The 12,237-nt window shown below is 48.7% G+C and carries 8 protein-coding genes; 7 read left to right on the forward strand and 1 reads right to left on the reverse strand.

Annotated elements, in window-relative coordinates:
• Positions 1-82: 82 nt before the first annotated feature.
• The 4 genes from ASL11_RS10080 to ASL11_RS36360 all read left to right on the forward strand — a co-directional run bounded on the left by ASL11_RS10080 (position 83) and on the right by ASL11_RS36360 (position 5,271).
• A complete protein-coding gene (locus ASL11_RS10080; RefSeq protein ID WP_056613101.1) occupies positions 83-2,650 on the forward strand; it encodes an exo-rhamnogalacturonan lyase family protein in 2,568 nt (855 codons plus the stop codon).
• A 95-nt stretch (positions 2,651-2,745) separates the two neighbouring features.
• Positions 2,746-3,942, forward strand: a complete 1,197-nt coding sequence (locus ASL11_RS10085; RefSeq protein ID WP_157256879.1) for an FG-GAP-like repeat-containing protein — start codon at positions 2,746-2,748, stop codon at positions 3,940-3,942.
• An 18-nt stretch (positions 3,943-3,960) separates the two neighbouring features.
• Entirely contained in the window at positions 3,961-5,067 is a 1,107-nt protein-coding gene (locus ASL11_RS10090) for a rhamnogalacturonan acetylesterase (RefSeq protein WP_082595359.1), read from the forward strand.
• A gap of 15 nt (positions 5,068-5,082) precedes the next feature.
• The gene (locus tag ASL11_RS36360; RefSeq protein ID WP_157256876.1) at positions 5,083-5,271 is read left to right on the forward strand and encodes a hypothetical protein; all 189 of its coding nucleotides are present in this window, start codon (positions 5,083-5,085) and stop codon (positions 5,269-5,271) included.
• A 308-nt stretch (positions 5,272-5,579) separates the two neighbouring features.
• Here ASL11_RS36360 and ASL11_RS10095 read toward each other — a convergent pair whose 3' ends face one another.
• Positions 5,580-7,745: an S-layer homology domain-containing protein gene (locus ASL11_RS10095; protein ID WP_056613103.1), complete on the reverse strand. Its 2,166-nt coding sequence runs from the start codon at positions 7,743-7,745 to the stop codon at positions 5,580-5,582.
• Between the two features lie 527 nt (positions 7,746-8,272).
• On the opposite strand from ASL11_RS10095, the gene ASL11_RS10100 reads away from it, so the two are divergent.
• The 3 genes from ASL11_RS10100 (at position 8,273) to ASL11_RS10110 (ending at position 12,174) form a co-directional block, all read left to right on the forward strand.
• Entirely contained in the window at positions 8,273-8,563 is a 291-nt protein-coding gene (locus tag ASL11_RS10100; protein ID WP_056613105.1) for a hypothetical protein, read from the forward strand.
• 90 nt (positions 8,564-8,653) lie between these two features.
• Entirely contained in the window at positions 8,654-10,384 is a 1,731-nt protein-coding gene (locus tag ASL11_RS10105; RefSeq protein WP_082595360.1) for an AAA family ATPase, read from the forward strand.
• A gap of 128 nt (positions 10,385-10,512) precedes the next feature.
• Positions 10,513-12,174: an FAD-binding dehydrogenase gene (locus ASL11_RS10110; protein WP_056613218.1), complete on the forward strand. Its 1,662-nt coding sequence runs from the start codon at positions 10,513-10,515 to the stop codon at positions 12,172-12,174.
• Positions 12,175-12,237: the final 63 nt, after the last annotated feature.

A 12,237-nucleotide genomic window follows, 5' to 3' on the forward strand; every position in this document is an offset into this window, starting at 1 on the left:
TCACTGCTTAGCAATAATGTCCCCTTGTTCGCAAGAGCTCCGCTTTCTACAATAGGGCTACATGTGAAAAGGAGATGATCGCTTGGCTTCGAATTCGGCAATTAAGCTGCGTTGGTTAAACAAAGGGGCATCAAAACCTGTAGGGATAACGTGGGGAATTCCATGGCGTGAGGGAGAGCTTGGACGCGATGAGTCATTACGGTTGGAAACCAGTGACGGCCAAGACGCCGTACCCGTCCAAAGCTGGCCGACGGCTTACTGGCCGGATGGGAGCGTGAAGTGGTCCGCGCATGCGGCGGCAGTTCAACCTGGAGCAACAGAAGGGTTTGCCATTCGTAAAGGGATTGGTCCCGATTCCGATCACCGAATGATCGTAACCGAAACCGACGATGTCATTTCGCTGGACACAGGCGTCATGATTTGCACGATAGGCAAGCAAGGGAAACAATGGCTTCGCAGCATCGTTCGTGAGGGCAACGAGATATGCAACGGTGGCGAGTTGATCGGTTTGAAAGAAGGACTGAGTGAGGCGTCCGGTGTACGGATAAGTCGCGAAGAGACTTTCGAGAGCCGTGTCTTACGCGCTGTTGTTGAACAAGATGGACCGATTCGGGCTGTCGTTAAACTTGACGGCAGACTTCGCTCGACGACGGGAACGCGAGAGTGGCTGCCTTTTACACTGCGTATGTATGTGTATGCGGGGCAGGAAACGATTAAACTCGTGCACACGTTTCATTATGATGGAAATCCTCATGAGGATTTCATTAAAGGCCTAGGCATTCGTTTCACGGTGCCAATGAGAGGGGCCCAATACAATCGGCATATCCGTTTGGCAGGGGATCGTGGCTATTTCAGCGAATCGCCCAAAACCTTACATACCCGTCGAACAAAAGGGAAGTATAGAGCGTTATTTGAGCGACAAACGGCAGGTGAGATGACTACATTTGACCCGACAGAGGATGCGTATTTCCTTGGGCTGCTGGATGATTCGGCAACATGGGATAGCTTCAAACTCGTACAAGATTCATCCGAACATTATCGCATTTGGAAGCGGACGAAAGCTGGCTGCAGCTGGGTCAAGGTGACAGACGGCGCTCGCGCTGGCGGTCTGGGCTATGTCGGCGGTGAAGGCGGCGGCTTAGCAGTGGGGTTGCGTCATTTCTGGGAGAAGCATCCATCTAGCTTGGAGGTACACGGTACAGCAACACCTGCGGCTTCGTTTACGATCTGGTTATGGTCTCCTGACGGGACACCGATGGATCTTCGCCATTATGATACAGAAACACACGTGGAATCCTCCTATGAAGGGGCCGAGGAATTGCGTGCTACGCCCTATGGCATAGCGAATACGAGTGAATTGATGCTGTGGTGTACGAGTGAGACGCCGGATATGGAGTTTCTGCAGCACATGCAGGAAGAGACGCAAGATCCCTCCCTTCTTATTTGTGAGCCTACGTATTATCACAAGTCAGGTGCTTTTGGATATTGGAGCCTACCAGACCGCAGTCATAAAGTGAAAGCGCAGCTGGAGAATCGGCTGGATGGTATTATTACCTTTTATCAAGATGAAGTTGAGCAACGAAAGTGGTATGGATTCTGGGATTACGGCGATTACATGCATAGTTATGATCCTGTTCGGCATGTATGGAACTATGATTTAGGCGGCTGTGCTTGGCAAAATACAGAGCTTGCGCCCAACATGTGGCTATGGGTGATGTTTCTGCGTACGGGACGAGTGGATATCTTCCGGATGGCTGAAGCGATGACTCGGCACACAAGTGAAGTGGACCTGTACCATTTCGGTGAATATGCGGGACTTGGCTCTAGGCATAATGTGGTCCATTGGGGCTGCGGCTGCAAGGAAGCTCGCATTGGGATGGCGGGCTTACATCGATACTTCTATTATTTGACCGCTGATGAGCGAATTGGGGATATCATGGATGAAGTCCGTGATTCGGATTTCACCACGGTGAATTTGGATCCGATGCGTGCTTACTTTCCGAAGGATGAGCATCCAACGCATATCCGTGTGGGTCCGGATTGGGCGGCTTTCAGCTCGAATTGGATGACACGATGGGAGCGCTATGAAGATACGTCGTATCGGGACAAAATCTTGGTAGGTATTAACTGTATTAAGGATGCCAATTATGGGCTGATCTCTGGACCTACCTATGGATATGATCCGAAAACAGGCGTGCTCTCGCCACTTGGTGACGATAACTGGGGCAGGCATTTGGCCATATGTATGGGAGGACCGCAAGTGTGGTTCGAGCTTGCTGGTATGTTGAAGGACCCCGAATGGGAAGACATGATGGCGGAGCTTGGCGTGTATTACAACCAAACACAAGAGCAGAAGGATAAGCTGACCAACGGTCAGATATCCACGAAAAATTTCGAGCATCCTGTGCTGAGTGCAGCGATCACTGCTTATGGTGCATTTTATAAGCGGGACGATGAGACAGCTGAGAAGTGCTGGGCTATTTTGCTCGGAAGCGCATTCGCTAAGGTTGATCTTCAGCAGGAAGCTTCCATCGTCACGCATGTGGATACTTTGCAAGAAGTCGATTGGATGAATACGAATGAGGCCGCACAATGGTCATTAAATACGATTATCGCACTTGAGCTAATATCAGATTGGCTACCCCAATAGACGAATTAGAGGAGGAAATAACAGTGGGACACACGAGTAAGGAGCCTTATCTGGCAGGCAAAATAGACATTCGTGCGGCTGGTCCGCGCTGTAAAATGCTCCTAGGCGACCTGAACGGTGATGGTCGTATGGAGATGCTATTGGTGCATCCTGACAACCGGCAGGATGTTCGATATATTCCCCATCAGGTGCAATGCCTGACGGCCTATGATCTGGAGGGCAATCTGCTGTGGCAGACTGGCAAGCCAGATTCGGGAGCAGGAAGTGCAGGGTCCGACTATCCTGCCCAAATCGCTGACATCGACGGCGATGGTCAGTTAGAAGTGCTGTGCGTGATGGATGGGCGGTTTCTCATCCTGAACGGGGGGACTGGCGAGGTGAAATCTTCGTACGAGCTGCCGCATGAGCATGCCCATGATTGCATCATCGTGGCGAATTTGACTGGCGGGGAATACGCCAGCGACATTATCCTGAAAGATCGCTACCACAGGATGTGGGCGCTCGATCGTCATTTTAATCTACTATGGACACATGAAGGCAATCCTGGACATTTCCCATGGGTCTATGATTTGGATGGCGATGGGAAAGACGAGGTCATGGCTGGTTATGATCTCTTGGATCATGATGGTCAGAAGCTGTGGAGCTGTAAGAATCTCGAGGATCATGCCGACTGTATCTGGGTCGGAGATGTGAATGGCGATGGACAGCCCGAGCTTGTGATTGGCGGAAGTGTTACGGTGATGTATGACCGCTTCGGGAAAGAATTATGGCGCTATGAAGGCTCGATTGAATCGCAGCATATCGCTTTGGGCAGGTTCTGCAGCGAAAAGCCAGGGTTGCAAATAGCAGGATTGGATCGACTCGTTCGTGAGGATGATGGGAAGGGATTGAAAGGGAAGGACGGCTTGTTTTTGCTGGACAGCGAAGGTCAAGAGATCTGGAAGGAAGATCGCCAAACGGATGGTTGGTTGACGATTATCGAGCCACTTCGCGGATGGGAGCTCAATTCCGCGGATTTAATCCTTGCTTACCGCAGAGGCGGTGGCGTGTGGCCATCTTTGTATGATGGGGAAATGAACGTTGTTGTTGAATTTCCACTAAACGGATATGCTGTACATGCTGATGTATGTGGTAGTGGGACAGAGCAAGTAATCATTTATAATGACGATACAGCCGCCATTTATGCAAGTAGGCCGCTTGCATTGCGAGAAGGACTATCCGGTGTACAGTTACCGCAACCCAAACGCTTGTCCAGCTCAACCTTATATCCTGGCGGCGAAATTCCGTTGTAAAGAGAAAGGAAATCTACCATGACACACGTGTTGAAGTTTGATTTCGGGGTCGGGAACCCGGAGTCAGGTTACACCAAGATTACTCCGGCAGCCGAGTATGAGAAATCAGTTGGATATGGATTTAGTAATGTGAAAAATGTTCATGCCAAGGATCGAGACGAGCCTAGCGCATTACGCAGAGATTTCTGCATTCCGTTGGATACTTCGTTTCTGGTGGATGTTCCTGACGGGACCTATCGCGTTTCGATCCTGTTAGGTGATGAAATCGCTGAAACGGAAACGACGATCACTACAGGTGAAGGAAGACTTGTGCTTCATAAGCAACGCACTTCTGCGGGGCATTTTGTCCGTTCGAGCTTCTCCGTATGGGTGACAGGTTCACAGCTAAAGCTTACGTTCACGGGCAGAGCACCGCGCATTAATGCGTTGGAAATCGAGCCTGTGCCTGCAGCTTGTACACTGTTTCTCGCAGGAGACTCCACCGTGACCGATCAGCCGACAGACGGGTATCCGTACTCGGGCTGGGGACAAATGCTTCCACTATTCGTCAAAGCAGATGCGGCAGTAGCCAATTATGCTTTGTCGGGTCGGAGCTCCTTGAGTTTTATAGGCGAAGGGGTATTGGATACCATTTGGAGCAAAATCAAGCCCCACGATTACTTGCTCATCCAATTCGGTCATAATGACCAGAAACCGGATGAAGCGCGGTTTACGGAGCCATTTTCCACCTACAAGGAAACGCTGAAAATCTATATCGACGGCGCTCGGCAGCGAGGCGCATATCCGATTCTGATCACGTCTGTGCAACGACGTTTTTTCGAGGAAGACGGTACGCTGCGTGATACGCACGGCGACTATCTGGTTGCGATGCGCGAGTTAGCTGCGGCGGAAGAAGTGCCCTTAATCGATCTTGCGGCAAGCAGCAAGGCGTTGTTTGAAGCGTTAGGGACTGAGGGGACGAAGCGATTATTCATGTGGCTTGCGCCAGGTGAGTTCATGAATTTCCCGGATGGCGTGGAAGACAACACGCATTTCCAGCAGTTGGGCGGGATTGAAGTTGCGAAGCTGGTTCATGCCGGCTTGAAGGATTTAAAGCTACAGCCGCTTAGCTTGTATTTGCGGTAATGCAGGTGGGCACTGTTGCGTGGAAAAGGAGCTAAGCGTGTTTTGCGCTTAGCTCCTTTTTTTGTGCGAATTTGTGGCTGCGGCGAGAAGCTGCAAACCACCATCCTCCCGCACTGTAGCGGTGAAAAACACGCTACAGCGGCGATAAGCGCACGAATCGCGGTTCCCCGCGCTGTAACGGTGAAAAACATTTTAAGCAAGTAGCCTGAATTAAGATGAATTAGTGCAAAAATACAACCTTTTGGACCAAAAAGCTCCAAAATGAGCCAAACCTCCAGAAATTGTTGCCTATTCGCAAGCATTTTCAGCTAGCTAAGTTACTTCGAGTCAAAAGGATGCTCTTTTGCATTTTTGAAGCTCCACAGCTGACTCCACAACCTAAACAAGCAACGTTGGAGGTGTATCTTCCAGGTGAATCGTACGTAGTTGCTACGATTTCTTGTAGCTCTTCAAAAAAAAAAAGGCCCCCGCCCGCCACTTCCATGGCTTTTGGGAGACCCTCTTTTCTTTGACTACTGAATGTTGATGCTCGTAATCAACGCACCTGTGCCTTGCAGCGTTATGGCGTGATTTGACACCAAATTTGACATGTTGCCAGTAATACTTACGGATGAGGACACGTTGTAAGTCGTTGTTACGTTGCTTCCATTGGATCCTGTTTGGTTGATAGTGATTGTAGCGATTTTACCTTGATTCGTAAAGGTTACACTGTTAAAAGTTCCAGACACACTAAAGTTCTGAGTGTTACCGTTAGTGAGCTGTGTGACTTCCGCATAGATGGCTGAATTATTGTAGGAGCGGATTTTGACAATATCACCTGGTTGCAACGCTGAACCGCTGACCTGAGTACCGCTGCGATAGATGAAAGCTTTGTCGTTCAGATTAATCGCTTGTGCCTGATTGCCACTTACAAGAACGATAAGATTGTTCGTAGCTGAAATGATCGTACCAGTGAGTTGGGCAATAGTTGGCTGTGTAACCGAGGTGCCATCAGCACGCTGAAGGATTTCGGCATGCAGTACAACGCCGTTATAGTAATGCACTTTAATGACTTGACCTGGCAGCAATACGCCGCTCGTCGTTTGAACACCATCGGAGTAGATAGAGGTGTTTGCGTGCAGCTGCAGGCTGTAAGATTGTCCGCCACTCGTGAGCGTGATTAAGTTGTTGTTGATCTGGCCAGAAATAGTTCCCGTCATCTCACCTGTCGTCGTTACCGGGGACACACTTTTGGTTACTTCAATAACAGCAGCCGTATGATTATAGGCGTACGTTGTTAGGATATCGCCAACCTGAAGCGCTGAAAGAGTTGTAAATGCACCATTTTTGTAAACGATGGTATTACTGTTCAGTGAAACGCCTTGAAGCTCAGTAGACGTGGTTAGAAGTAACGTGTTATCGCTGATCGGATAAGTCATTGTGCCAGTAATCGTAGAAGCGAAATTCGTTGGCGTCCCGACGGTGCCCACAGATTGCGTTACTTCTACATAACTGATGCCATAGTTGTAGGAGCGCGTGCTTACAATATCACCTACTTGCAAGCCTGCGGCCGTCGTTTGAGCGCCATTACGGAAGTAAAGAACATTACTATTCAAAGGAAGGGAAATCGTTTGCCCATTACTTAAAAGGGTGAGTGTATTGCCAGTTATCGCGGAAGTGACCATCCCCGTCTTGACACCAACGGCTTGAGTAGGTGTTGTCGGGTTGCCTCCGTTTGGCTGAGAGACTTCGATATAAATGATGGAATTGTCATTGGAACGAATCTTCAGGACGTCCCCTATTTGCAAGGCGGAAGGACTGACTTTGGCACCATTTCGATAAATAAACACATCGGGATTTAATGTCAAATTGATGTTCTGGCCGTTCGTTCGGACGGTTAGTACATTACCACTGACTGGCGCCACGACAGTTCCTGTCACGAGTCCGTCAATGCTGCCCGGCAATTGATTGCCTGCGCGATCCAATAAGGCTGCAATTTGTGCACGAGTTACGAGTTGTTTAGGGCGGAATGTATTATCCTCAAATCCGTTCACGAGACCTTTGTCTACGGCGACCTTAACGTAACCCACCGAACCTGCAGGTACACTAGATGAGTCGGAGAAAGGGAGTCTTGCATTCATGTTGGCTTCAGCTTCGTCTTGAAGCTTCAAAGCTTTCACGAGGAGCGTGGTGGCCCAGAGGCGATCAGCTGGTTGATTCGGGTTGACGTTCGTATCTGATTCGGCGAAAAGATCGTTCTCCAATGCGACTGCTACATAACCGACGGCCCACGAAGGCACACTCGCTGCATCATTGAAATTCAATTTGGTGGCTTTTTCTGCATCGGATTCAGCTTGATCTCGGAGTCCCATTAACCGAACAGCTGCCGTAATGGCCTCGATCCGTGTGACCGTTTCTTGTGGTTTAAAGGTACCATCGGGATACCCATCGAAAATACGTCTAGAGACTAGACTCATAATGTAGCTTAAAGCCCATTCGAATTCTTTGCCCTTGATGTCTTTGAAGTCAAATTTGATGGCTGCTTGTGGGCGTTTATCAAAAATTTGGCGCGCGTTGTTGTTACGATCATCATCCTTGTGGTCCCGACCATTCTGAGCGAAAGCAGTTGTGCCAGTCGTCATTACAAGTGTGAGGGCTAGAGTGGGGATAAGCAGTTTTTTCATTCGCGAATGCTTCATCTTTTTCTTCTCTCCTTAATAAAATAAATGAGTAGAAATTGCGATTGTGCGGAGCGTGTCTGAGTTGATCAATCTTACTTCACAGTATTCGGGAATAGATGGGTTTTTCTGGGTGTTGATTTGTAAAAAAAGGAAAAAAGCATCGACTCGCGTGTTTGGGGAAAAGGGGAGTTTGATATCGGGATGCTATGCTTATCCACTCTTATCGAACTTGTAGGAGAGCTTGCCACCATAGCTCCACCACGAAGCTCAACCAGTTTCTATCACTGAATATCATTAGCTTGGTTGCGCTTTCGCGATTTAGAGGCTATTTCTTGGTGGATTTTCAAAGATTCCGCTGCATTCTTCGGTCTTATTTTCAAAAAAAAGTAATATATTTTTCTTAAAACAATCCGAATTGAGAAGGAAAATAAAGCTGAATGAAGTAAGTAATAGAAGGTAAATATTTCAGGCTAATTGCTTGTTGCCCACTGATCTCTCACCCGTCAGTAATCCTAGCATAGTATGTAGGAAGGTGGTGATGAAAAGTGACAAATACAATTGAGGGCTGGATAATTTACACGATTTGGGGCATTTTTGGCTTTATGTTGATTGATTTTCTTATTGCGTTCTTCAAATCCTTCTGGGTTGGCTCCTTTGGACCTACAGTCGTGCTAGGTTATTTGAAAGATGTCCTATACTATGTGCTGCCACTGACGGTTCTATTATCTATGATTTCTTTCGATCCAACCGGGTGGATTGTGGTGATTTTTTATTTCATTTGCGGTCTTGCTGTGATGGCCAAGTACGTGATCGATATCATTAAAAAATTCCGATAATCGTTGCTGTGGCCCTGCTTCTTGCGGGGCCAAGAATTTTGTTTTTTTCATAGGGATATTCAAACTTAATCATATGAAGGAAGTGTAGCCATGAGGAGATATCAATGGATTAGATGGCGAAAGTTCATCCTCTGGCTAGCAGCCATCGTGTTGTTTGGCGGGCTGTTATGGGCAGGTGGGCCGACCGCTTGGGGAATAGCGATAAGTATTGCGACTTTATTGATGCAACTCGTTTTCGCTATGGCCTTTATGATCATTCAATTTGTTGCGCTGTTCTGGTTCCTGGCTCGAGGACGAACGTACTGGATTCTGCCTGGAGAGACCGGATCGACATGGGATGATTATCGTGGAAACCCTGAAATTGTGGAAAATGCGAAACGGATTGTGACCCTACTTAAAGGTGTCAAAGAGTTCAAGGAAATGGGCGGCGAAGCGATTCGCGGATTATTGCTTTGTGGACCGCCAGGTACTGGGAAGTCATACTTAGCACAGGTTATTGCAAATGAAGCACAAGTTCCTTTTGCCTATGCGTCTGCACCAAGTTTTCAGAATATGTTCTTCGGTGTAGGTAACCTCAAGGTGATGGGGATTTACAAAAAAGCTCGCAAGCTTGCACGCGTCTACGGTGCTTGTATCATCTTTATTGATGAGATTGATGCGATCGGGATGAGCCGACAAGGCGGCGGTGCTGGCGGTGGGATGATGGGCATGATGGGGATGGGCGGCGGTTCAGGTCTTCTGAACGAGTTGCTCCTGCAAATGGACCCACCGAATATTGATACCTCCAAAATTGTAAAGATGCTGCGCTCTCTAGGACTACGCCGTAAAAAGGCAGAACGTCCGCCCGTGCTTACGGTAGCTGCTACCAACTTGCCTGATGTGCTTGATTCAGCCTTGCTCAGGCCGGGTCGTTTCGATCGACAACTCTGGGTGGATGTCCCGGATTATGACGGTCGGGTTGATATTTTCCAATACTATCTGAAAAAGGTCAAGCTGGACGAAACACTAACCGCGGAAAAAGCAGGTCTAGATTCCATTGGTTACAGCCCAGCTCAAATTAAGCATATCGTCAATGAAGCTGTTGTTATCGCACATCAACGTGGTGCACAGGCGGCGAGCTATGAAGACTTCCGAGCAGCTATGGAAACCTATGAGTGGGGGCTCAAACAACCGCTGCGCTCAATGCGCGATGATGAGAAGCGGAATGTTGCTTATCACGAAGCGGGGCATGCGGTAGCACAATTTCTTTTAAAGCCTCATGAACGTGTATGGAAAGTGACGATTGTTAGGCGTGGCGGTGCTCTTGGACTTTCGGCTACCAAAGAGACACATGAGCGATATAACCGTAGCGACTCTGAGATGTTGGCAGAGATTCAGGTTTGTCTGGCTGCCCGTGCGGTTGAAGATGAATTCTTGCACAAGAAATTAAACGGCGTAACGTCAGATTTACAGCATGCGACCCAAATTGCAGGTGCGTATCTCGGGATGCTGGGGATGGGCGATGAACTATTCAGCTTCTTAGCGGTCGGTTCGCGCGCGGATGGACTTAAAGCACTTCGACCACAAATTAATGAGCTGCTCAAAGAGCAAATGCTCGAGGTCAAGAAGCTTGTAAACGAATATACGGAATTCGTCCACAAGATTGCGGAAGAGCTGCTGAAACGTGAAGATTTGACAGGTGATGAAATTGAAGAGATCTTTACTGAGCTGTATGGCGACTCGCGTCCTAGGGCAATTGAGGTGAAGCCTCTGCAAAAGCTTACGCTTGAAAAATCACTTATCGTCATTGACGATATGGAAGAAGATCTCAAGGATTCATAATCGGATGGACATTCCATTCGTTGGATTGCCTCCTTTTTGGCTATAGTGGTCAGAAGGAGGCCATTTTTTTGGCAAAAGATCGATTAAGACTAGCAAGAGAAGAGACAGAATCAAAGGAGAACTCGATCATGAACTATGACGCTATTGTGGTTGGAGCAGGACTCGCAGGTTTAGTGGCAACGGTAGAGATTGCGGATTCTGGCAAAAGGGTGCTGCTCTTGGACCAAGAACCAGAGGCATCCTTTGGTGGACAAGCCTGGTGGTCATTCGGCGGCTTATTTCTGGTTAATTCCCCTGAGCAGCGTAGGGTAGGAATTAAAGATTCACAAGAACTAGCTTGGCAGGACTGGCAGGGATCAGCTGGTTTTGATCGTGAAGACGACGAGGATTACTGGGGCCGCAAGTGGGCGGAGGCTTATGTCGAGTTCGCTTCAGGTGAAAAAAGGGAATGGCTGCATGCCTTGGGGATCCGCTTCTTCCCAGTTGTCGGCTGGGCCGAACGCGGAGGTTATTTGGCTGAGGGGCATGGCAACTCTGTACCTCGTTTTCACATCGTTTGGGGAACAGGACCAGGCATCGTTGAGCCATTTGAGAAGAGAGTCAGGGCGCACATGGCTAATGGACTCGTTGTGTACCAACCGCGTCATCGCGTAAACGAGCTTATTCAGAGCGGCGGTGCCATCACGGGGGTCAGGGGTTCCGTGCTTGTGGCTAGCACGGCGGCTCGCGGTGAAGCAAGCTCGCGTGAGGTGATTAGTGAATTCGAATACCATGCGCAAGCGGTGATTGTCAGCAGCGGCGGAATTGGCGCTAATCACGAATTAGTCCGCCAATATTGGCCGAGTCGGCTTGGTGAAGCACCCAAGCGGATGCTCTCTGGTGTGCCTGCACATGTCGATGGCCGCATGCTAGCCATTACGGAGCAATCCGGAGGTCGAATTGTGAATCGCGACCGGATGTGGCACTACACGGAAGGGATCAAGAATTGGAATCCCGTGTGGCATAATCATGGTATTCGTATTCTTCCGGGGCCATCCTCACTCTGGTTAGATGCGCGTGGTCAGCGTTTTCCAGCCCCTAACTTCCCGGGGTTTGATACATTAGGCACGTTAGAGACGATCCAAAAGTCTGGCTACGACTATTCATGGTTTATTTTGACCCAGAAAATCATTGAAAAAGAATTCGCTTTGTCAGGCTCCGAACAGAATCCCGATTTAACAGGGAAAAGCATCCGTAAAGTGTTGTCTAGAGCATTGCCAGGAGCGATGGCTCCGGTGCAATCTTTTATGGATAAGGGAGAGGATTTCGTCGTTTCTCCGACATTGGCTGAGCTGGTCGCTGGGATGAATGCGTTGACGGAGGAGAAATTGCTTGATTTTGATCATATTGAACGGCAAATCAAGGCGAGAGATCGGGAGATTGCGCATCCATTTACCAAAGATTTACAAATAACAGCCATTCGAGGTGCGCGTAATTATATCGGGGATAAATTAATTCGTGTTGCGAAGCCGCATCGTCTACTAGACCCAGCTAATGGACCGCTTATCGCTGTGCGATTGAATATCGTTAGTCGTAAAACGTTAGGCGGATTACAAACGGACTTATCTGGTCGTGTGCTGAATCAGGCGGGAGAGGCGATTCCAGGACTTTATGCTGCTGGTGAGGCAAGCGGTTTCGGAGGTGGGGGTCTTCACGGGAATCGTGCGCTGGAGGGGACGTTCCTCGGAGGATGCTTATTTACTGGACGAGTAGCGGGACGAGCTGTTGCGAAAGAACTAAATAAGCTGTAGCAATGTGAAAGAATCCTTCACCGCCACCCAAGTGGAAGTGAAGGATTTTGTTAATTGATAGAT

The organism is Paenibacillus sp. Soil750 (assembly GCF_001428045.1).
In the GTDB taxonomy this organism is placed as follows: domain Bacteria; phylum Bacillota; class Bacilli; order Paenibacillales; family NBRC-103111; genus Paenibacillus_E; species Paenibacillus_E allorhizoplanae.